Origin of the sequence: Cryobacterium sp. 10I5, assembly GCF_035019865.1 — a bacterium.
In the GTDB taxonomy this organism is placed as follows: Bacteria; Actinomycetota; Actinomycetes; order Actinomycetales; family Microbacteriaceae; genus Cryobacterium; species Cryobacterium breve_A.
In genome coordinates, this window is record NZ_JASJVI010000003.1 from 49685 (window position 1) to 71924 (window position 22240).

At 68.6% G+C, this 22240-nt stretch carries 15 protein-coding genes; 6 read left to right on the forward strand and 9 right to left on the reverse strand.

Annotation, left to right across the window (positions count from 1 at the left end; genetic code table 11):
- Window positions 1–37: 37 nt before the first annotated feature.
- The 3 genes from ligA to QN350_RS01895 form a co-directional block, all read right to left on the reverse strand.
- On the reverse strand, window positions 38–2368 hold the full coding sequence (ligA, locus tag QN350_RS01885) for an NAD-dependent DNA ligase LigA (protein ID WP_322140134.1): 2331 nt from the start codon (window positions 2366–2368) through the stop codon (window positions 38–40).
- Window positions 2361–3608 (reverse strand): tRNA 2-thiouridine(34) synthase MnmA, encoded by a 1248-nt coding sequence (gene mnmA / locus QN350_RS01890; protein WP_323502520.1) that lies wholly within the window; start codon window positions 3606–3608, stop codon window positions 2361–2363. Before mnmA ends, ligA begins: the two co-directional genes overlap by 8 nt.
- Before the next feature lie 81 nt (window positions 3609–3689).
- Window positions 3690–4925 carry a cysteine desulfurase family protein gene (locus QN350_RS01895; protein ID WP_323515648.1) on the reverse strand — a complete coding sequence of 412 codons (1236 nt, stop codon included), beginning with the start codon at window positions 4923–4925 and terminating at the stop codon, window positions 3690–3692.
- Between the two features lie 84 nt (window positions 4926–5009).
- Between QN350_RS01895 and glgX the strand changes: the two genes are divergently transcribed.
- Both glgX and ybaK read left to right on the forward strand, forming a co-directional pair.
- Window positions 5010–7052 carry a glycogen debranching protein GlgX gene (gene glgX, locus QN350_RS01900; protein WP_322140137.1) on the forward strand — a complete coding sequence of 681 codons (2043 nt, stop codon included), beginning with the start codon at window positions 5010–5012 and terminating at the stop codon, window positions 7050–7052.
- Between the two features lie 29 nt (window positions 7053–7081).
- Complete coding sequence (ybaK, locus tag QN350_RS01905; protein WP_416173077.1) at window positions 7082–7570, forward strand: Cys-tRNA(Pro) deacylase; 489 nt, start codon at window positions 7082–7084, stop codon at window positions 7568–7570.
- Here ybaK and glgP read toward each other — a convergent pair.
- Entirely contained in the window at window positions 7567–10155 is a 2589-nt protein-coding gene (gene glgP / locus QN350_RS01910; protein WP_322140139.1) for an alpha-glucan family phosphorylase, read from the reverse strand. The genes ybaK and glgP overlap by 4 nt on opposite strands.
- 209 nt (window positions 10156–10364) lie before the next feature.
- Here glgP and QN350_RS01915 point away from each other — a divergent pair, with 209 nt between their 5' ends.
- Both QN350_RS01915 and glgB read left to right on the forward strand, forming a co-directional pair.
- A complete protein-coding gene (locus QN350_RS01915; RefSeq protein WP_416347715.1) occupies window positions 10365–12341 on the forward strand; it encodes an alpha-1,4-glucan--maltose-1-phosphate maltosyltransferase in 1977 nt (658 codons plus the stop codon).
- Window positions 12338–14575 (forward strand): 1,4-alpha-glucan branching protein GlgB, encoded by a 2238-nt coding sequence (gene glgB / locus QN350_RS01920; protein ID WP_322140140.1) that lies wholly within the window; start codon window positions 12338–12340, stop codon window positions 14573–14575. Before QN350_RS01915 ends, glgB begins: the two co-directional genes overlap by 4 nt.
- 128 nt (window positions 14576–14703) lie before the next feature.
- On the opposite strand, the gene QN350_RS01925 is transcribed toward glgB, so the two are convergent.
- Together QN350_RS01925 and QN350_RS01930 are read right to left on the reverse strand one after the other, a co-directional pair.
- Window positions 14704–15678, reverse strand: coding sequence for a tetratricopeptide repeat protein (locus tag QN350_RS01925; protein WP_322140141.1), 975 nt, complete (start codon window positions 15676–15678; stop codon window positions 14704–14706).
- Entirely contained in the window at window positions 15675–17483 is a 1809-nt protein-coding gene (locus QN350_RS01930) for a hypothetical protein (protein WP_322140142.1), read from the reverse strand. Before QN350_RS01930 ends, QN350_RS01925 begins: the two co-directional genes overlap by 4 nt.
- A gap of 226 nt (window positions 17484–17709) precedes the next feature.
- Between QN350_RS01930 and QN350_RS01935 the strand changes: the two genes are divergently transcribed.
- Together QN350_RS01935 and QN350_RS01940 are read left to right on the forward strand one after the other, a co-directional pair.
- Window positions 17710–19323 (forward strand): DivIVA domain-containing protein, encoded by a 1614-nt coding sequence (locus QN350_RS01935; RefSeq protein ID WP_322140143.1) that lies wholly within the window; start codon window positions 17710–17712, stop codon window positions 19321–19323.
- Window positions 19324–19351: 28 nt separating this feature from the next.
- The gene (locus tag QN350_RS01940) at window positions 19352–20401 is read left to right on the forward strand and encodes an AI-2E family transporter (protein ID WP_322140144.1); all 1050 of its coding nucleotides are present in this window, start codon (window positions 19352–19354) and stop codon (window positions 20399–20401) included.
- Between the two features lie 18 nt (window positions 20402–20419).
- On the opposite strand, the gene QN350_RS01945 is transcribed toward QN350_RS01940, so the two are convergent.
- From QN350_RS01945 to QN350_RS01955, 3 genes are all read right to left on the reverse strand, one after another.
- Window positions 20420–21145: an alpha/beta hydrolase gene (locus tag QN350_RS01945; RefSeq protein WP_281535246.1), complete on the reverse strand. Its 726-nt coding sequence runs from the start codon at window positions 21143–21145 to the stop codon at window positions 20420–20422.
- A gap of 31 nt (window positions 21146–21176) precedes the next feature.
- Window positions 21177–21479, reverse strand: a complete 303-nt coding sequence (locus QN350_RS01950) for a hypothetical protein (RefSeq protein ID WP_322140145.1) — start codon at window positions 21477–21479, stop codon at window positions 21177–21179.
- Between the two features lie 61 nt (window positions 21480–21540).
- Window positions 21541–22224 carry a lytic transglycosylase domain-containing protein gene (locus tag QN350_RS01955; protein ID WP_322140146.1) on the reverse strand — a complete coding sequence of 228 codons (684 nt, stop codon included), beginning with the start codon at window positions 22222–22224 and terminating at the stop codon, window positions 21541–21543.
- Window positions 22225–22240: the final 16 nt, after the last annotated feature.

A 22240-nucleotide genomic window follows, 5' to 3' on the forward strand; every position in this document is an offset into this window, starting at 1 on the left:
CCGGATCGGCCGGCCAGGTCGGCCGGTCCGGCGCCGGTCAGTCGGTCGGTGCGGTGGCCGTGCCGTCGGTCGGGTCAGCGGTCACATCGGCGGTCACGTCGGCGTCGGCGCCATCAACCACATCGAGTGCGGCAGGGCCGCCGGTGACGAGGAGCCGGAATTGCGCTGCGTCGAGGATGCGCAGCCCCAGGGCCTCAGCCTTGGTGAGCTTGGAGCCCGCGCCCGGCCCTGCGGCGACGAAGTCGGTGTTCTTCGACACGCTCGATGCGCTCTTCCCGCCTGCGGAGATGATCGCCTCCTGGGCTTCCTCCCTGGTGTAACCCTCGAGCGACCCGGTCGCGACGACGGTCAACCCGGCGAGCACTCCCCCGGCCGCAGCGGCGGCGCCAGGACCCGGGTGGCCGGGCGTCTGGAACTGGACGCCGGCGGCGGTCCACTGGCCGACGATGTCGCGGTGCCAGTCGACCTCGAACCAGTCGATGATCGCGTCGGCGATGATGCCGCCGACCCCGTCGACTTCGGCGAGTTCGTCGCGGGTCGCCGAACGGATCGCGTCAAGGCCACCGAAGTGGCCGGCGAGGGCGCGCGCGGCAACCGGACCGACGTGGCGGATGTTGAGCGACACCAGCAGGCGCCAGAGCGGTTTCGTCTTGGCGAGTTCGATTTCGGCGAGCAGCTTGACCGCGCTCGACGACGGCTGCGGACCGGTGAGGCCCGACCGCTTCTCGGCAGCCGTCGGGTTCCGCCGGAACGGCGTGCGCAGCCGGATCGTGCCGTCTTCCTCCTCGCGGGGCAGCCCGGTCTCCGCGTCGCGCACGACGACCTCGATCGGGGTGAGGTCGTCGAGGGTGAGGTCGAAGAGGCCGGCCTCCGTGCTCAGCGGCGGATCGATCGGCACGGTCGGCTGGGTCAGGGCGGCCGCGGCAACCTCGCCGAGCACCTCGATGTCGAGTGCGCCTCGGGACCCGATGTGCTCGACCCGCCCGCGGACCTGGGCCGGACAGCTGCGCGCGTTCGGGCACCGGAGGTCGATGTCGCCCTCCTTGGCAGGGGCGAGCGGAGTGCCGCACTCCGGGCAGTTCGCCGGCATCACGAACGCGCGTTCGCTGCCGTCGCGCAGGTCGACGACCGGGCCGAGAATCTCGGGAATCACGTCGCCGGCCTTCCGCAGCACGACCGTGTCGCCGATCAGCACCCCCTTGGCCTTGACGACGTCCTGGTTGTGCAGGGTGGCCTGCCGCACCTCGGAGCCGGCGACGCGCACCTTCTGCATCACGGCGAAAGGGGTGGCGCGGCCGGTTCGGCCGACGCTCACGACGATGTCGAGCAGCTTCGTGTTGACCTGCTCCGGCGGGTACTTGTATGCGATCGCCCAGCGCGGCGCCCGGCTGGTTGCCCCGAGCTCGGCGTGCAGGGCGAGTTCGTCGACCTTGATCACGATGCCGTCGATCTCGTGGGAGACCCTCGCCCGGTGTTCGCCGTAGTACGCGATGAAGGCGGATGCCCCGCTCGCCTCCGGCTCGACGCGGAAGTAGCTGCTCGTCGGCAGCCCCCAGCCGGCCAGGAGCGCGTAGACCTCTGACTGGGCGTCGGCCTGCGGATCGACCCAGGCCCCGATGCCGTGCACGAGCATCCGCAGCCGGCCGAGCCGAGCGCGCATCAGGCGCAGGGCCTCAGGGCTCTTGCCCTCCGCCTTCTGGCGCAGCGAGCCGGCCGCGGCGTTGCGCGGGTTGGCGAAGGGGCGTTCCCCGGCGGCGACCTGCTGGGCGTTGAGGTCCGCGAACGCGGCGACGGGGAAGAAGACCTCCCCGCGCACCTCCATCAGCGCCGGATGGCCGGTACCGGACAGTTTTTCGGGGATGCCGGGGACCCAGTGGATGTTCTCGGTCACGTCCTCGCCGACGACGCCGTCGCCGCGGGTCGCTGCGGTGACGAGCACGCCGTTCTCGTAGCGGAGGTTGATCGCGAGGCCGTCGATCTTGAGTTCGCACAGGTAGTGCACGGGACGGCCGGCGTCGCGCTCGACCTTGGCGGCCCAGGCCTCGAATTCCTCGACCGAGAAGACGTTGTCGAGGCTCAGCATCCGCTCGGCGTGCTGCACGGGCGAGAACAGGCTCGTCTCTGCACGGCCGCCCACGGTCTGGGTGGGGCTGTCCTGGCTCGCAAGCTCGGGGAACTCGCCCTCGAGAACCGCGAGGCGCCGGACGAGTGCGTCGTAGTCGGCATCGGAGATGACGACCTCGTTGCGCTCGTAGTACGCGTCTCGGGCGTCGATGATGCGCGCGGTGAGGTCCGCCACCTCGGCGGCGGCCCGCTGGAGCTCCGGCGGCGTGGAGTCGTCGGGTACGGCGCTCGCGGTGTCAGGCACGGGCGGCGGGAGCGTCGACCAGGGCCGGTTCAGCGGAAGCAGCGGACACCGGTGCTGCAGAAGGCTCGGGCACCACCGAGGGCACGCCCTCCGCGCCGGGAACGGGAACGGCGCTCACCGTGCGGTCGATCGTGCACTGGCCGAGCACGCGGGTGCCGACGTAGAGCACAGCGGTCTGGCCGGGGGCGACGCCCGTCAGGGGCTCGCGGGGGGTGATCACGAGTTCGGTTGTTCCTGCGCCGGTCGGTACTGCGCCGGCCGGGACCGGCACGCTCACGACCTGTGCGACGGCGGGCACCGGGTCGGCGTGCGCGCGAATCTGCACGTCGCAGTCGAAGGCGGTGCCGGGGTGCTCGGGCGGCAGGCCTGTCCAGGTGAACTTCGAACCGGCGATGAGGCCGATCGCAAGCGCTTCCTTCGGGCCGACGACGACGGTGTTGCTGATCGGGCGCACCTCGAGCACGAAGCGCGGCTTGCCGTCTGCGGCCGGCGTGCCGATCTGGAGGCCCTTGCGCTGGCCGACGGTGAACGCGGCGGCGCCCTCGTGCCTGCCGAGGGTGTTGCCCTCGCGGTCGAGGATGTCGCCTGCGGTCGCCGGGACGCGCTCGGCGAGCCAGCCGCGGGTGTCGCCGTCGGGAATGAAGCAGATGTCGTAGGAGTCGGGCTTGGTGGCGACGGAGAAGCCACGCTCTGCGGCTTCCGCACGCACCTCGGCCTTGGACGGCGTCTCGCCGAGCGGGAACATCGAGTGGGCGAGCTGCTCGGCGGTCAGAACGCCGAGCACGTAGGACTGGTCCTTCGCCCAGGCGCTCGCACGGTGGAGTTCCCGGTTTCCCGCGGCATCCGTCTGGATGCTCGCGTAGTGACCGGTGCAGACGGCATCGAAGCCGAGGTCGAGGGCCTTGTCGAGGAGGGCGGCGAACTTGATGCGCTCGTTGCAGCGCATGCACGGGTTCGGCGTACGCCCGGCGGCGTATTCCGCGATGAAGTCGTCGACGACGTCGAGCTTGAACCGCTCGGAGAAGTCCCACACATAGTAGGGAATGCCGATGATGTTCGCGGCCCTCTGGGCGTCCATCGAGTCCTCGATGGTGCAGCAGCCGCGACTGCCGGTGCGCAGGGTTCCGGGCATGCGGCTCAGGGCGAGGTGCACGCCCACGACCTCGTGCCCCGCTTCCACCGCGCGCGCCGCTGCTACCGCGGAGTCGACCCCGCCACTCATTGCTGCCAAAACCTTCACCGGGCAAGTGTAATCGGGAGCCCCGGTTTGACCAATGCGGGTTTCCGGTCGCGGGCCGCGACGGGGCGCGGGGTCAGCGGATCAGCGGGTGGGCGTGCGGTCGTTCATGCCGGCGCGGCTGGCCTGGGCGTGCGCCACCGGCAGGGCAGTCAGGAAGGCGTCGACGTCGGCCTCCGTCGAATCCCGGCCGAGGGTGATCCGCAGCGCGCTCCTGGCCTCCGCCTCGCTGCGGCCCATCGCCCGCAGCACGTGCGAGGGCTCCGGGATACCGGCCTGGCAGGCCGAGCCCGTCGACACCGAGATTCCGGCGGCGTCGAGCAGGAAGAGGAGCGACTCCCCCTCGCAGCCGGGGAAGGTGAAGTGCGCGTTGCCCGGCAGGCGCTGCTCGAGCGGCCCATCGGGTGTCGGACCGTTGAGCACTGCGGTCGGGACCGCAGCATGCACGCCGGCGATCAACCGGTCCCGGAGCGTGCGGAGGCGCTGGTTGCGTGCGGGCAGATCGCCGAGGGCGGATGCCGCGGCTGCGAACGCGACGGCGGCCGCGACGTCCTGGGTGCCGCTGCGGACCTGGCGCTGCTGCCCGCCGCCGTGGATGAGGGGCACGATGCTGGCCCGACGCGAGAGCACGAGGGCGCCGATGCCGACCGGCCCGCCGATCTTGTGGGCGGAGAGGCTGAGGGCGACGATGCCGCCCGCGGAACCGCCGGCGCCGCCGGACGTGCCTGCGCGGCCAGCGCCGCTGAGCGCACGGAAGTCGATCGGAACCTGGCCGTAGGCGGACACGGCGTCGATGTGCACCGGGATGCCGTGGGCCGCGGCGAGCGCGCCGATCTCGGCGACGGGCTGCAGGGTGCCGACTTCGTTGTTCGCGGCGAGCAGGCTGAGCAGCGCCACGTTCCCGGGGTCGCTCGCGAGGGCATCCGCCACCCGGGCCGGTTCGACCCGGCCGGCCCTGTCGAGCGGAAGCCACCCGGGTTCAGCGCCGTCGTGCCGTTCGAGCCATTCGACGGTGTCCATGGTCGCGTGGTGTTCGCCACCGGGGAGGAGGATGCGGGGACGCGGGGCTCGCGCCCAGAACAAGCCTTTGATGGCGAGGTTGATCGCCTCGGTGCCGCCCCCGGTGAAGACGACCTCGATCGGGTCGCAGCCGACACTCCCTGCGACGATCTCGCGGGCTTCCTCGAGCATCCGCTTGGCGTTCTGACCCTGGCTGTGGATGGAGGCGGGGTTTCCGACGACGCTCATGGCGTCGACGTACGCCTCGATGGCCTCGGGCAGCATCGGTGTCGTTGCGGCGTGGTCGAGATAAATCGACAAAATACCCTCTTCCGCTCGGTTTTCGGCTGGCCCGGCGCACGCCGGTGGTCACGGCCAGTCTCCGTACTCATTACTCTAGAACGCATGACTCACGCCGATCCCCTGCACAACCTCGGCGTGCGGCTTTCCGCCGGGGTGGGTGAACTCCGTGTCTGGTCGCAGAACGCTGAGGCCATGGACCTCTGCATCTTCGATTCGACGGACCCGAACTGGATCGTCAAGACCGTGCCGATGACCCGCGACGCGGACAATGTCTGGTCCGGTCGCAGTCGCACCCTGTCCGCGGGCCGCCACTACGGCATCCGTGTCTCCGGGCCTGCAGCGCCCACGAATTCGTTCCACCCCGAGAAGACCATGGTCGAGCCATACTCGCGCGGCCTGGTCCGGGTCGGTCCGGAGCAGTGGCAGTCCGCCGTCGTCGACGACGCCTTCGACTGGGCCGGTTCGGTGAAGCCGAAGATCGCGCTCGACCACACCGTCGTCTACGAAGCGCACGTGCGCGGCATCAGCAAGCTCAACCCGGCCATTCCCGCCGACCTTCGCGGCACGTATGCCGGCCTGGCGCACGAGTCGACGATCGCGTATCTCAAGGAACTCGGCGTCACCACGGTCGAGCTCCTCCCCGTGCAGGCGTTCGTGTCCGAGCAGCGACTGCTCAAGCAGGGCCTGACGAACTACTGGGGCTACAACACCTTCAACTTCTTCACCCCGCACGCCGACTACGCGACGATGGCGTCCCAGTCTGCGGGCCCGGAGGCCGTGCTGCGCGAGTTCAAGGGCATGGTCAAGCTGCTGCACGAGGCCGGCCTCGAGGTGATCCTGGACGTGGTTTACAACCACACCGCCGAGGAAGGCCCCGGCGGCCCCGCGAGCAGCCTCCGCGGCATCGACAACGCGACCTATTACCGCCAGAACGGCGCCGGCGGCTACATCGACGTGACCGGCTGCGGCAACACCCTCAACGTCTCCCACGAGGTGCCGAGGCGGCTGGTGCTCGACTCGCTCAAGTACTGGGCGAACGACGTGCAGATCGACGGCTTCCGCTTCGACCTCGCGGCCACGCTGAGCCGCGGCGACAACGTGGAGTTCCAGAGGGACCATCCGCTGATCAGGTCCATCCAGTCCGATCCGGAACTCGCCGGGGTCAAGCTCGTCGCCGAGCCATGGGACGTGGGCATGGGCGGCTGGCAGACCGGTAACTTCCCGGACGGCTGGACGGAATGGAACGACCGGTACCGTGACCGCATGCGCTCCTTCTGGCTCACCGACATCGCGGCTGCGAGGGACGGCCACTCCGGCAGCGGCATCGGCCGGTTCGCGACCCGGCTGGCCGGCTCCGCGAACACCTTCTCCAGGGAGCGCGGCCCGCTTGCGTCACTCAACTTCATCACGGCGCACGACGGCTTCACGATGGCCGACCTGACCGCGTACAACGTCAAGCACAACGTCGGAAACGGCGAGTCCAACCGCGACGGCACCGACAGCAACAACTCCTTCAACCACGGTGCAGAGGGGCCCACGCGCGACCGCGGCATCCTCGCAACCCGGCGCAAGGCGATGCGCAACCTCCTCGGCACGCTCTTGCTCTCCGCGGGCATCCCGATGCTGACGGCCGGTGACGAATTCGGTCGCAGCCAGCGCGGAAACAACAACGCGTACTGCCACGACAGCGAGCTGACCTGGCTGAACTGGGACCTCGACGACTGGCAGATCGACCTGCACCGTGTCACGAAGAAGCTGCTCCAGCTGCGTCGTGATAACCCGGCCCTCCGCCCGGTCTGGTTCGGCCGGTCCGGCGAAACCACCCTGAGCGCGAGCGAGATGGACTGGTACAACATCGAGGGCAAGTCGATGTCGGAGGACAACTGGCACTCCCCGAAGGAGCGCACCCTGCAGTACCTCGCGGCGTCGACGCCCGAGTTCGAGGAGTTCAACCGGATCCTCCTCATCGTGCAGGGCCGCGAGCGCGATGTGACGGTGACGCTGCCAGAGCACGCCGGCGTCTCCTCGTATTCACTGCTCTGGGATTCGAGTCACGACGACCTGAGCGACGCGGTCATCGAGCACATCCCCGGCACCCGCCTGCTCGTGCCGGGTGCGTCGATGCAGTTGTTCCGGGCGAGCTAGTCCGGCCCGGTCGCAGAGGAGCAGCAGTGGTGAAGAAGCACGACGGCGCCGGTGGGACTCCCGCGACGGTCGCGCTCACGCACGCGGGCATCCGTTTCACGCCGCACGCGTACGACCACGACCCGTCGGCGACGGGGTACGGCCTCGAGGCCGCTGCCAAACTCGGGCTCGACCCGGCCCGGGTGTTCAAGACACTGCTGGCGGATGCCGATGGCACGCTCGTCGTCGCCGTCGTGCCGGTCGCCGGCCAGCTCGACCTCAAGGCCCTGGCGCACGCGGCCGGCGCCAAGAAGGCCGTGATGGCCGACCCGAAACTCGCCGAGCGGAAGACCGGCTATGTGCTCGGCGGCATCAGCCCGGTCGGGCAGAAGACCCGCCTGGTGACCGTCGTCGACGAGACCGCCCTGCTGTACGACACCGTGTTCGTGTCCGGCGGCCGCCGCGGGTTCGACATCGAGCTGGCGCCGGCGGATCTCCTCGCCGCCACCGACGCCCTCACCGCCCCTATCGCGCGCTAGCCGGCTACGGCGATCAGGCCCATCTCCGCCGAGCTCACGAGCAGGTCGTTCTTCGGGACGACGCGCACCGTGTACCCGAACGCGCCGCCGCGGTCGAGCGCGACCGTTCCCGTGAAGAGGGTCGCACCGCCGGTTTCGGGCGTGTCGGAACCGTCAGCGGCATCCGGGTCGACGACCGCTTCGAGCGCGAGGGTGTGTACACCGCTCAGCTCGTCGTTGGCGAGGCTCTTCCCGTAGACGACCTCGACGGTCACGTCTGCGGGGTCGAGCCCGTTGAGCTGAACATGGGCACGCAGGTGCAGCTCGTCGCCGACCTTGGGAACGGAGGCGACCCCGCCGGACTCCACGTGGGCGACGGATACGCCCGGCCACTTGGCGACGATGCGCCCCTTCCACACGGCGAGTTCGCGCGCGGCGCGGTAGTTGTTCGCGGACAGGCGTGCCTCCGCCGCCCCCGCGGGGCGGTAGAGCTTCTCCACGTACTGGCGCACCATCCGGCCGGCGTTGAGCTCCGGGGAGAGGGTGGCGAGGGTGTGCCTGATCGAGGCGACCCAGCGTTCAGGAACCCCGTCGGAGTTGCGGTCGTAGAAGCGGGGCGCGACGTGGTGCTCGATGAGTTCGTAAAGCGCGTCCGCTTCGATGCGGTCGCGCTCGGCGGAGTCGCCGGCCGCATCGGCGGACGGGATCGCCCAGCCGTTCTTGCCGTCGTAGTACTCGGGCCACCAGCCGTCGAGGATCGAGAGGTTGAGCGCTCCGTTGAGTGCCGCCTTCATGCCGGAGGTGCCACACGCCTCCAGGGGACGCAGCGGGTTGTTGAGCCAGACATCCGTGCCCGGGTACATCAACTGGGCCATGCCGATGTTGTAGTCAGGCAGGAAGGCGATGCGGGTGCGCAGCTCGGGATCGGCCGCGAACTGCACGACCTTCTGGATGAGGCGCTTGCCCTCTTCGTCGGCGGGGTGTGACTTGCCGGCGATCACGATCTGGATCGGGTGCTCCGGGTGCAGCAGCAGGGCGCGGAGCCGCTCGGGGTCGTGCAGCATCAGGGTCAGGCGCTTGTACGTCGGCACCCGGCGGGCGAAGCCGATGGTGAGCACCTTCGGGTCGAAGACCTGGCCGATCCAGCCGGGAACGATCCCACCCGGGTTCTGTACGAGCCAGGCCGCTGCGATGCGCCGGCGGGCGTCCTCGACGAACTGCAGGCGCATCGTGCCGCGCACGGACCAGAGGTCGTCGTCGGTGATCGCGGGCGACGCCCAGTCGGCCTCGGAGGTATCGCTCGTGCCGAGGCGGTCTTCGGCGAGATGGAGCAGAGAAGGGTCGGTCCAGGTCGGGGCATGCACACCGTTGGTGATCGAGTCGATCGGCACGTCCTCGGCGTCGAAGCCCGGCCAGAGACCCTTGAACATCCGCCGGCTGACCTCGCCGTGCAGCTTGGAGACGCCGTTGGCGCGCTGGCCGAGCCGCAGGCCCATCAGGGCCATGTTGAACACGTCGGGCGAGCCGCCCGGGTAGTTCTCCGCGCCGAGCGCGAGGAGCTCGTCGACACCGACGCCGGGAAGGAGATCCGTCTCGAAGTACCGGCGTACGAGGCTGCGCTCGAACCGGTCGATTCCCGCGGCGACGGGAGTGTGGGTTGTGAACACCGTTCCGGCGCGCGCGACCTGGAGCGCCTCGGCAAAGCTGAGTCCGTCTCCGATCAGGCTCGAGATGCGTTCGAGGCCGAGGAAACCGGCGTGGCCCTCGTTGGTGTGGAACACCTCGGGTTCCGGCCGGTTGTTGAGGGCACTCCACACCTTGACGGCGCGCGCGCCGCCGATGCCGAGGAGCAACTCCTGCAGCAGCCGGTGCTCGCCGCCGCCGCCGTAGAGCCGGTCGGTGACGAGGCGCAGGTCGTCGGCGTTCTCGGGGATGTCCGTGTCGAGCATCAGCAAGCGGATGCGGCCGACGTTCGCCTGCCAGACCCGGGCGTGCAGGGTGCGGTTGTCGGGGAGCGCGAGGGACACCTGTACGGCGGAACCGTCGGCCCGCCGCAGGACGGACAAGGGCAGCCCGTCGGGGTCGAGCAGCGGATAGCTCTCGATCTGCCAGCCGTCCGGGGAGATCGCCTGGCTGAAGTAGCCGGCGCGGTAGAACAGGCCGACGCCGATGAGAGGGACTCCCAGGTCTGATGCGCTCTTGAGGTGGTCACCCGCGAGGATCCCGAGTCCGCCGGAGTATTGCGGAAGCGCGGCGGCGATGCCGAACTCCGGGGAGAAGTACGCGATCGACTCCGGCTTGTCGCCCTCGAGGCCCTGGTACCAGCGCGGTTCCTGCAGGTAGGACCGCAGCCCGTCCCTGATCGAGTTGACCCAGGAGACGTATTCGTGGTCCGCGGCGAGCGCCACGAGCCGGGCCGGATCGACGGCGCCGAGCAAGGCAACGGGATCAGTGCCGATCTCGCGCCACAACTCGGGTGAGATGTGTTCGAAGAGTTGGCGGGTCGGCTCGTGCCAGGACCAGCGCAGGTTACCGGCAAGCTCATCGAGTGCTGCAAGAGCCTCGGGCACGACGGTACGGACTGTAAATTTACGGATCGCCTTCACGCGTCCCAGCCTAGAGGCGCTGGCACGTCTGTGTGCTGTTCCTCCCCCGGAAACCGCACAATTCGCGCTACGGTCATCTTGTGGCAAAGACAGCTAAACGTGCGAATGTTGTTCCCGAATCCGTGGCAGGCGCCGGCGCCGGTACGGACCTGATTCCCCCTGCGAGCCAGGGCAGGCGAGGGAAGGAGGAACCGACGCGCATCACGCGCATCCCGATCCTCGACCTCGCGCCCCAGCTGGCCGACAACCTGTGGCCCGCCAAGGCCTTCGTCGGCGAGGCCGTCCCCTTCGCGGCGACGGCATTCCGCGAGGGCCACGACCTGATCGGGGTCACCCTGCTCCTGACGAATCCCGAGGGCGCCCGGACGGAGCACCGGATGCATCCGGGTGCTCCGGGAACCGACCGCTGGACCGCCCTCGTCACCCTCGACCGCCAGGGCATCTGGCAGTACCGGGTGCGGGCGTGGGCCGACGAATGGGCCACGTGGGTGCACACCGCCGAGATCAAGGTTCCCGCCGGGATCGACATCGAGCTGACCTTCCTCGAAGGATCCGTGCTCCTCGCCGCCGCCGGAACGGACAAGCGCCGCCCTGCCGCAGAACGTCGCGCCTTCGCGCAGGCCGCAGCGAGCCTCACCGACCCGGGCATCTCGGTCGACGATCGCCTCGCCCTGTTGGACACCCCGTCGCTGAACGCGTTCATCACCGCTCGCCCGCTCGCCGGACTGTCGTCGACCTCGGCGCAGCGCGCCGTGCGGGTGGAGCGCACCCGGGCCGGCGTCGGCTCCTGGTACGAGTTCTTCCCCCGCTCAGAGGGTGCCGTGCAGCGCGCAGACCACTCCTGGCAGAGCGGAACCTTCCGCACTGCGGAGGATCGCCTGCCGGGGGTCGCCGCAATGGGCTTCGACGTGCTGTACCTGCCCCCGATCCACCCGATCGGCCGCTCGTACCGCAAAGGCCCGAACAACACCCTCAACGCCGGGCCGAACGACCCCGGCTCGCCCTGGGCGATCGGATCGGAGGACGGCGGCCATGACGCCATCCACCCGGACCTCGGCACCGTCGACGATTTCCGGCACTTCCTCGCCGCGGCCGCGGAGAACGACCTCGAGGTCGCCCTCGACCTGGCCTTGCAGGCCTCACCGGACCACCCCTGGGTGAGCGAACACCCCGAGTGGTTCACCACCCTTCCGGACGGCAGCATCGCCTACGCCGAGAACCCGCCCAAGAAGTACCAGGACATCTACCCGATCAACTTCGACAACGATCCCGCCGGCATCCGTGCCGAGGTGCTGAGGATCGTGCGCTACTGGATGGGCCTCGGAGTGCGGATCTTCCGGGTCGACAACCCGCACACCAAGCCCCTCGATTTCTGGGAGTGGCTGATCAACCGGGTCACCGAGGAGAACCCCGACGTGATCTTCCTCGCCGAGGCCTTCACCCGTCCTGCGCTCATGCAGGCGCTCGGCAAGGTCGGATTCCAGCAGTCGTACAGCTACTTCACCTGGCGCAACACGAAGACCGAACTCGAGGAGTTCTTCCACGGCCTCGCGACGACGACGGCGGACTTCTACCGGCCGAACCTCTTCGTGAACACCCCCGACATCCTCTCCGAGTTCCTCCAGGTGGGCGGCCACGCCGCCTTCAAGATCCGGGCCGCCCTCGCCGCGACGGCCGCCCCGACCTGGGGCATGTACGCCGGGTTCGAACTCTTCGAGAGTGAGCCGCGCCCCGGTGCCGAGGAGAACATCGACAACGAGAAGTACGAATACCGCCCGCACGATTTCGCGGCGGCGGAAGCGGCAGGCGAATCGCTCGCGCCGTACGTCTCGTTGCTCAATTCGATTCGTCGCGCGCATCCCGCGCTCGGCCAGCTACGGAACCTCGACCTGCACACGAGCGACGACGGCGCCGTGCTCGTCTACAGCAAGTACCTCGACGCGGCACACACCGGTACCGGCAGCTCCGACGCGATCATCGTCGTCGTCAATGTCGACCCGCATTCCGTGCGGGAGACCATCGTGCGACTCGACGTCACCCGTTTCGGGCTCGAGCCCGGCACGGTCTTCGAGGTAGAGGAACTGATCACCGGGGCCGTCTGGACCTGGACAGCCGACAACTTCGTGCGACTGGATGCCGCTGCCGAACCGGTACACATCCTGCACGTCAGAGGAGCAGCACGATGACGCCACAGTCCCCCCGCCCCGCCACCGTGCCCGTGGTCGCCCCGGACATCCTGCAGGCGGTCGCCGAGGGCCGGTACTACAACCCGCACGAGATCCTGGGCCAGCATCTCGTCGGCGGAACCAAGATCGCGGATCCGCTCACCATCATCCGTGCGCTTCGTCCGCTCGCAAGCGAGGTCTTCGCGATCCTCGAGTCCGGCGCCCACGTCGAGCTCGCACACATCGGCTACGGAGTCTGGCAGGGCGTGACCACGGTCGGCCTGCAGGCATACGAGCTCGAGGCCCGGTATCCCGACGCCCCCACCTGGATCGTCGACGACCCGTACCGCTTCCTGCCGACGCTCGGCGAACTCGACCTCCACCTCATCGGCGAGGGCAGGCACGAGCGTCTCTGGGACGTGCTCGGCGCCCACTATCACCCCTCCTCGGCCCTGGCCCCGCTGCCGACCGACGAAACGGCCGGCCTCGTCGCAGGCACGTCCTTTTCGGTGTGGGCCCCGCACGCGCGGGCCGTCCGGGTGATCGGCGACTTCAACTCGTGGAGCGGCATCCTGCACGCCATGCGCAACATGGGCAGCACGGGTGTCTGGGAGCTCTTCGTCCCCGGCCTGCAGCCCGGGTCCAACTACAAGTTCGAACTCCTCGCCCAGTCGGGCGAGTGGGTGCGCAAGGCCGACCCGATGGCCCGCTACACGGAGGTGCCGCCCCTGACCGCCTCGGTCATCGGCGAGACGCACTACGAGTGGGCGGATGCGGAATGGCTCGCCGAGCGGGCCAGGACCCAGGCCCACAAACGGCCGATGAGCATCTACGAGATGCACGTCGGATCCTGGCGTCCCGGGCTCGGCTACCGGGACCTCGCCGACCAGCTGATCGGTTACCTGCACGAACTCGCGTACACGCATGTCGAGTTCATGCCGCTTGCCGAGCATCCGTTCGGCGGGTCGTGGGGCTACCAGGTGACCGGCTACTACGCACCGACCAGCAGGTTCGGCCACCCGGACGACCTGCGCTACCTGATCGACCGGCTGCACCAGTCCGGCATCGGCGTCATCATGGACTGGGTGCCCGGGCACTTCCCCAAGGACGACTTCGCCCTCGCCCGCTTCGACGGGCAGGCGCTCTATGAGCACGCAGACCCCCGACGCGGCGAGCAGATGGACTGGGGAACCTACGTCTTCGACTTCGGCCAGACCCAGGTGCGGAACTTCCTCGTCGCGAACGCGCTGTACTGGCTCGAGGAATTCCACATCGACGGTCTCCGCGTCGACGCGGTCGCCTCGATGCTCTACCTCGACTACTCCCGCGAGGACGGCCAGTGGGAGCCGAACATCTACGGCGGCAACGAGAACCTCGAGGCGATCAGCCTCCTGCAGGAGGTCACCGCGACGGCGTACAAGCGCAACCCGGGCACGGTCATGATCGCCGAGGAATCCACCAACTGGGGCGGGGTGTCTGCGCCGACCAGTCGCGGCGGCCTCGGCTTCGGCTTCAAGTGGAACATGGGCTGGATGCACGACTCGCTCGAATACACGAGCATCGACCCGATGTACCGCTCGTACCACCACAACGAGATCACCTTCTCGTTCGTCTATGCGTTCAGCGAGAACTTCCTGCTGCCGATCAGCCACGACGAGGTCGTGCACGGCAAGGGCTCGCTCGTCACCCGGATGCCGGGAGACGACTGGCAGAAGCTCGCCAACGTGCGGGTCTACCTGTCCTTCATGTGGGCGCACCCGGGAAAGCAGCTGCTGTTCATGGGCCAGGAATTCGGCCAGCTCCAGGAGTGGAGCGAATCGCGTGGCCTGGACTGGTGGCTGCTCGACCAGTCCCCCCATCGCGGGCTGTTCACCCTGGTCGGTGAACTCAACCGGGTCTACCGGGGTAACCCGGCGCTCTGGGAACGCGACACCGACCCGTCAGGGTTCGAGTTGCTCGACGGCGGGGCGGCGGCGCAGAATGTCGTCTCGTTCCTGCGCTGGGACGATTCGGGCACGCCGATCGCATGCGTGTTCAACTTCGCCGGCCAGCCGCACACCGGCTACCGGGTGGGCCTTCCGTTCGCGGGCGTGTGGGACGAAATCCTGAACACGGACGCGCAGAACTTCGGCGGTTCCGGAATGGGGAACCTGGGCCAGGTCACCGCGACGGAGGAACCGTGGACCGGGCGACCGGCATCCGCCCTCGTCACCCTCCCTGCCCTCGCCGGAGTCTGGTTGCGCCTGCGCCGCTAGACGCCGCTGCTCGCTGTACTCCGCGAGAGTACGAAAATGGCCCCTTCCCTGGTCGGGAAGGGGCCATTTTTGTACTCTCGCGGAGCTACCCCGGCTACGGAGCTACCCCGGCTAGGGAGCTGCGCTGGCTAGTAGAGCAGCATGGTGAGGCGCTTGCGCGTAGGCGCGACCCTGGGGTCTTCCTGGCCGATGACCTCGAACAGGTCGAGGATGCGTTCGCGGATGCGGTTCTTGCCCGCGGCGTCCTGTTTCGGGAAGAGCGTGAGGAGCCGATCGAAGGCGTCCTCGACGTGCCCGCCGGAGAGATCGAGGTCGGCGACGAGGAGCTGCGCGTCGAGGTCATCCGGTGCCGCAGCAGCCGCTGCGCGGATTTCGGCAAGCGTCTTGCCCTGGAGCCGGGCGAGCAGTCCCACCTGGGCGAGGCCGGCGACCGAGAGGTTGTCCCTGGGGTCCCGGGCAAGGGCCGTCTTGTAGATCGCGATCGCTGCGTCGTAGTCGCCGCGTTCGATCGCCTCGTAGGCCTCGACATGGTGCGGCGGGAGTTCGGGCTCTGGTGGAGCGACCGGGGTCGCGGCGTCCGCTCCCTCTGGAGCGACCGCCGTCCCGACGACGCCGTGCTCTGCCGCGAGCTCGAGCACGCGCTCGAAGACCGCGCGGACCTGATCGTCCGCGATCACGCCGTTGAAGAGCGCGACGGGCTGGCCGCCGATGACCGCGGCGACGGTCGGGATCGACTGGGCCTGGAAGGCCTGGGTCAGTTGCGGGTTCGTGTCCACGTCGACGGTCGCGAGCACGAACCGCCCGGCGTACTCGAGGACCAGCCTGGTGAGGACGAGGGTGAGCTGGGCGCTCTGGTCGCTGCGCGCCGACCCCAGATCGACGATGACCGGAACGTTCGCAGACAGGTCGAGGATCTCGCCGAAGTTCGCATCCGTTCCCTGGAACACGAGGCTCGGAACCGGCACGGCTCCTGCAGGGCCCGGCTGCCCGGGGGCACCGCCTGCACCGACTCCCCCGGCCGCAGATGCCGGCGCACGGTTCAGCAGGGACGACAAATCGACGGCACCGCGCATGCTAGCGGCGGACGGGGGGACAAGACTCATGGAAGCTCCGTAGACGAGATCAGTCCCTGGGCGAAGCCAAGGAGGACAATTTTATCGCTCGAACCGGCGGCGGGAACGTGGAACAGGAGCTGGTCGGCGTAGGTGTTCTTGAAGCCCTTCGCGGTGGCGGTGAGGCCGGAAAGGGCCTTGCTCGCGACCGCGCCCTCACCAGGGCTGACCGTTGCGGCGGCATCGACGGGTTTGACGGTTTCCGTCTCCTCGAGGCTCACGGCGACGATGCTCCCCGAATCGTTCGTCGCGAGGGCGAGCGTCGGGCCGGTGCTCGCCTTGGCGCCGAATTCGATCGACGCCGTCGTCGGCAGCTTGGCTTTCTTATCCGCCTTGTTCGCGTCGATCTGGGTACGGAAGCTGTCGCCGGTCGCCTCGAACAGGGCGAACGACGGGCTCGCCTCGCCTTTGCTGAGGATGTCGGCGTATGCCGCCGCAACCTGGTCGGGAGGCAGGAGCATCAGTTTCGAGTCCGGGGCGATGATCGGCGCACCGATCGTGGCGGGGGCCAGGTCCGGGATTTTCGCGGACGGCTCGAGCTGCACGGCGTATTCGACGAGGTAGCTCGCCCGCGCAGACTCCTGGCGCAGCACCACGACGGTCGGGGCGACATCCGGTGTGTCCTTGTTCTGCACTACGGTCATCACGACGCGGGGCCAGGTCGCAGACTGCTGCGGGAGTGAGAGCGTGAGCGGACCCGCAGGGAGCGCGGCGAGTGCCGGGAAGTCGGGGGCGATGGCGCGCACTTTGTAGTTGGCGAGGCGCTGCTCGAAGGCGGGACCGGTGAACCGGGTCGAGAGAATGTCTGCGCTCAGGTTCTTGTCGCCGTCCGCGGCGACCGCGGAGATCTTGGCCATGATCCGCTCGAGCTGCGGCACCGTCACCGCTGCCGGAGGCACGTCCTTGATCACGACGGCCGCCCCGCTCGCGTCCGGCGTCGGGCTGAGGGAGGCCGCATCGGTGGGGGTCGTGCCCGGCCAGAATTCCGAGGAGCACCCCGTGAGCACGAGTCCGGATACGAGCATCACGGGAACGACGGCGATCAGGGACCGCCCGATCGACCGTCGCCCGGTGATCTCGCTGGCCTTGATGGACTTGGGGCGCGGCGCGCGCGGAAGTCGCGGCATCCGTGGCCCCTTGGGCAGGTTGCGGCGCGGGCCGCGCGACCTGCGCAGGTGGAGAAGCGCCCACAGGTACAGGATGAGCCCGATCAGGGCGAGGATGGCGCCGCCCATGATCAGCGGGCCGGCCCAGGGGGTCGAGTTGTCCACGGGCCAGGTGATGCGCACCGTCGACGGGGCGGGATTGGTGCCGTCAGAGGCGACGATCATCGAAATGCCCTCCGGCAGGTTCACGGTCGCAGTGAGCTCCTTCGTGCCGGTGAATTCCTCGAGCCAGAGGTCTGAGCCCGCCGGATTCTTCACGGTCGCGGCTGCTGCAGGCGCCGTGCCCGCCGGAACGTCGGCCTTTGCGGCGACGATGTCGCTTCGGAGGCCGGGGTCCTTCGCATCGGTCGCATGAACGCTGACGTACGCATGTCCGGCCAACCACGCCTTCACATCCGCCGTGCGCCCATACGCCGCGAACACGGTGTCCGCCCCGGACAGGGTCACGGTCTGAGCGCCCGGATGTTCCGTGAGCGCGCTGGAATCGATCACAGCGTACGGAGCATCGGCGGCAATGGTCGCGCTCAGGCTGCTCGTCGCGGGTTCGAGGAAGACCGTCCGCTGGGCAATGCCGAGGACGATCATCACGCCCGCAAGAACGAGCGCCACAATGGCAAAAAGAAAACGCACTGATACCCTCCTGTGTCGCCAGCCACTCCGCACACACGGGTGTTCGAACCCGGAGCGGGTCCGGGGAGCAGCAGACAGGACATTCCACGATACTGTCTCGTCCTGAAAGCTGCCTAATAGACCCCTGTAGACGGTACGCGCAACCGATGCGTCAACCCACTAAAATTATCATGGCCCCGTCGGCCGGACTAAATGCGGGGTCAGAGTTCCAATACAAGGAGATAGCGTGGCGATCGACGAAGCTGATTTCACCCAGGTTTTCCGTGGTTACGACAAGGAAGAGGTCGACAGGGCCATTCAGGGTCTCCGTCGTGACCTGATCCAGGCGAACAGCCAGGGTACGGAAGCCAACAAGGAAATCAAGCGCCTCACCGCGCACATCGACGACCTGAACGCCGAGATCGAAGAGGTCGGCAGCCCCACCTTCTCCGGACTCGGTACCAAACTCGAGAACACCCTGCGGGTCGCCGAGGAACAGTCCACCCGGGTGATCGCCCAGGCGGACATCGACGCTGAACGTCTCCGTGCCTCCGCCGCGAGCGAGGTCGACACCCTGCGCCGCGAAGCCACCGAGCGCGCAGACCGGGCCCTCTCCGACGCGACGGTCAAGGCCAGCCGTCTCCTCGACGACGCCCGCGCCGAAGCCGACGACCTGCTCGCCCGAGCCCACGACGACTACACGACCGTCACCGGCGACGCCGTGCAGGAGGCGGCCGCCATCCGCGGTGCCGTCGCCACCGAAGCCGCGGAGCTCCGGGCGACCGTCAAGCGCGAGGTCGCCGCCATCCGCTCCGAAGCAGAGCGTGAGGCCGCGGAGGTCCGCGTCGTCGCACAGCGTGAGGCAACGGATGCCCGTGAGATCGCTGCAGGACTGACGCGCGAAACCGAACTCACCCGCGCCGAGGTGGCCCTCGATCTCGACCAGCAGCGCGCCGACCTGGCCAGGGAGACGGAACAGGCCCGCATCGACCTGACCGCCGAGACAGGCCAGGCGCGCTTCGACAGCGCCCAGGAAGCCGAGCAGGCCGCGATCGACCTCGCTCACCTGACCGAGCAGACCCACGCGGCGCTGGCCGCGGAGGTCGACCAGGCCCGCACCGACCTCGCCCGCGAGATCGACCAGGCCCGCATCGACCTCGGCCTCGAACGCGAACAGGCGCAAACCGACCTCGCGCTCGACCTCGCCCGCCAGCGCGCCGCCCTCGCCCAGGAACTCGAGAAGGCACGAGCAGCTCAGGCCGCGAAGGCCGAGCAGGCCGCCGCCGACCTCGCCAGGGAGAACGAACAGGTTCGCGCGGACTTCACCGCCGACGGCGAACAGCTCCGGATCGACCTCGACAACCAGCTCACGGCCGAGCGCAAGCGCGGCGAACACGAGCAGGCCCGTTTGCGCCGCGATATCGACCAGACCCGCGCAGACCTCGACGTCGAGCTCAAGGCCCGTCGTGACGAGGCGGAGCAGGGACATCTGGCCCGGCACCAGGAGGCCGTCGCCCAGACCCAGAAGTTCCTCGATGACGCCACGAAGCAGCTCGCAGAGACCAACCAGCGCACCCTCGAGCTGCGCGCGTTGAACGAGCAGCTGGACTCCGGCGCCCGCGCAGAGGCCAAGACGGCCCGCCTGGCCGCTGAAGCCCACGCCGAGCAGATCGTTCAGGACGCAGAAACGCGAGCCACCGCGCTCGTCTCCGAGGCGGAGAAGCGGACACGCGCACTTGTCGCTGACGCGGAAGAGCGCCTCTCCCAGATTAGGATTGAGCGCGACTCGGTCGCCGGCTACTTCGAGAGCCTGCGAGGCCTCCTCACGCAGGCGGAAAAGGTCACAGCACTGGACGATTGAACACCGCCGCCACTCCGAGGAGATCCCCGTGAAAATCCAGAACGCATTCCGCCTGGGCCTGATCGGAACCCTCGGGGTAGGGGTCGGAATACTGATCCTCAGCTCGATTGTCAGCCTGTCGACGATCATCACCTACATCGGTGCCGCGCTGTTCATCGCGCTCGGACTGGACCCCTCGGTGTCCTGGCTGGAGAAGAAGGGCTTTCCGCGGTGGGCGGCGATACTCGCCGTCCTGATCGCGGTGATCGGGGTGCTGACCGGGGTCATCTTCGCGATCGTTCCGATCATCGTCGACCAGATCACGAAGCTGTCACAGGCGATTCCGGAACTGGTCAAATCCGTCAACTCCTCGACGTTCCTGTCGGACATCCAGAAGCAGTTTCCGGCGCTTCCCGTTTCCGGAATCGTCAAGTCGATCACCGACTACGTGAGCACCAACGTGACGACGATCACCACCGCGATCATCCAGTCCGGGCTCGCCGTGGTCAGCGGGCTCTTCGGCGCCCTGATCATCGTGATCCTGTCGCTCTACTTCACGGCCTCGCTCCACAGCCTCAAGACCGCGACATACCAGTTGGTGCCCGCGTCGAAGCGTGAACGGTTCGCCGACCTCAGCGAGCAGATCACGACGTCCGTCGGTCGCTTCGTCGTGGGGCAGGCCGCTCTCGCCTCGTGCAACGGCGTGCTGAGCTTCACGTTCCTGTCGATCATCGGCGCCCCCTTCCCCGCCCTGCTCGCGGTGATCGCTTTCCTGGGGTCGCTGATCCCCCTCGTCGGCACCATCAGCGGTTCCGTAATCATCGTGCTCGCCTGCCTGATCCCCGGCATCGGCAGCTCGACCCTCACGGCCCTGGTCGCGGCGATCTACTACATCGTCTACATGCAGGTCGAGGCCTATGTCCTCAGCCCCAACATCATGCGACGCGCCGTGTCGGTACCGGGCGCCGTGGTCGTCGTCGCGGCCCTCGCGGGCGGGTCACTGCTCGGCATCCTCGGCGCGCTCATCGCGATCCCGGTCGCCGCCGCGGTGATCATGATCATCAAGCAGGTCGTGATTCCCCGCCAGAACGAGCTCTGACCGGGGCTCGGACGTCGCTCAGTCGAGCCACTCCGTCGGAAGCGGTGCGGCCGCCGGGTTCACGACGGAGACGATCTCGTTGAGGATGCGCTTGGTCTGGGTTTCCCCCACCCACAGGTGCTTGCCTCCGTCGACGCTGATGAACAGGGTCTCGGGGACGCTCCTGAAGCGTTCCCTCGCGGCCTCAGGTCGCAGGTAGTCGTCGTGCTCCGGGATGATGGCCACGAGGCGGCGCGAGTTGCCCGCCCAGGCCGCCAGTTCCGCATCCGTCGCCCGGTGCAGCGGCGGGGACAGCAGGATCGCTCCGACAATCGGATGCTCGAGGCCGTACTTGATCGCGAGTTCGGTGCCGAAGGACCAGCCGACCAGCCACGGGTTGGGGAGCTTCCTCTCAGCGACGAACGCCATGGCCGCAGCGACGTCGAGCCGTTCGGCATTGCCGTGGTCGAAACTGCCGCCGCTCGTGCCGCGCGGTGAGGTCGTCCCCCGGGTGTTGAACCTCAGCACGGCGAGATCCGCGAGGGCAGGCAGGCGCCCTGCGGCCTTGCGGAGGATGTGGGAGTCCATGAAACCGCCGTGTGTCGGCAGCGGATGCAGCGTCACGAGTGTCGCGACCGGCTCGCGGTCGAGCGGCACGGCCAGTTCCCCGACCAGGGTGAGGCCGTCACTCGTGTGAAGCTCGATGTGCTCGCGGCGGGCGGGCAGCTCGATGCCGCCTCGGATCTCGGTCACGGTCGAACTCACGGTGTCTCCCTCGTGCCGGTATCGCCCGGCATCATCTGATTCTCCAGCAGTGACTGTGCCAGTGCCGGCGCCCGGCCAGGTCTGCCGCCTCGCCCATGAGCCCATCGGCGCGCCACGCGACGAGGTGGGGAGTCTTCGGGGCGATCTCGAGATTGCACCCGGGGCAGACGTAGCTCTTCGTCGCCCGGATCGCCGTCACCGGCTGAACGGTCCAGAGACCGTCGCGTCGTTCCTCGGTCCGACGCCAACCCGCCCGCATGCGGTCGAGAGTCTCGTCATCGCCGGCATCGTCCGAACCGGGCCTGCGGCCCCTCGGATGATTGCTGCGTGGCATTGGGTCAGTCTACGTCGCGTCGGTGGGCGCGGCGAAGCCGGCCCTCCGGGAGCGGGGCCTGCTAGTACCAGCCGGAGTCGACCGAGTGCGCCCAGGCGCCGCACGGGGTGCCGTAGCGGCCCGTGATGTAGCCGAGGCCCCACTCGATCTGGGTGCCGGCGTTCGTGGCCCAGTCGGCACCGGCAGACGCCATCTTCGAACCGGGAAGCGCCTGTGGGATCCCGTAGGCCCCGCTGGGGTTCTCCGCGGTGACGCGCCAGCCGGATTCCTTGTTCCACAGGGAGACGAGGCAGTTGTACTGGTCCCCGCCCCAGCCGCGCGAGGCTACGGCGCCGGCGGCGTACTCCTGCGCCGAACCGGGGCTCGCGACGGCTGCCGTCGGTGCCGAGGAACTCGAGCTTGACTTGGTCGACGATTTGGCAGCGACCACGACGGGGACCGGGACCGGGACCGGCTTGGGCTTCACGGTGACGGTGTACGAGTCACGAACGATCGTGTTCGCATACGTGCCGTTGACCTGGACCACTTGCGTGACCTGGCCGGCGAAACGGCCGCCGGCGGACTGGTAGTACGGGGACGCTGTCGCGCCGGAGTAGGGATCGACGATGGTCACGAGGACGAACGCGGCGGCAGCGGTGAAGGCGAAGACGAACAGGAGGCGGGCGCGAGGCCGGGGTTTCTTGACCCTCCGAATGATCGGAGTGGTGGTATTCCCGGACTCAATTACGCTTAGGTGTCTTCCCACGATTTCTCGAGCCTAA

Bases quoted from the DNA above. Each gene is read 5' to 3' on its own strand.
- glgX (WP_322140137.1), top strand. From the start codon at position 5,010: ATGACTCACGCCGATCCCCTGCACAACCTCGGCGTGCGGCTTTCCGCC.
- glgB (WP_322140140.1), top strand. From the start codon at position 12,338: ATGACGCCACAGTCCCCCCGCCCCGCCACCGTGCCCGTGGTCGCCCCG.
- QN350_RS01925 (WP_322140141.1), bottom strand. From the start codon at position 15,678: ATGAGTCTTGTCCCCCCGTCCGCCGCTAGCATGCGCGGTGCCGTCGAT.
- QN350_RS01950 (WP_322140145.1), bottom strand. From the start codon at position 21,479: ATGCCACGCAGCAATCATCCGAGGGGCCGCAGGCCCGGTTCGGACGAT.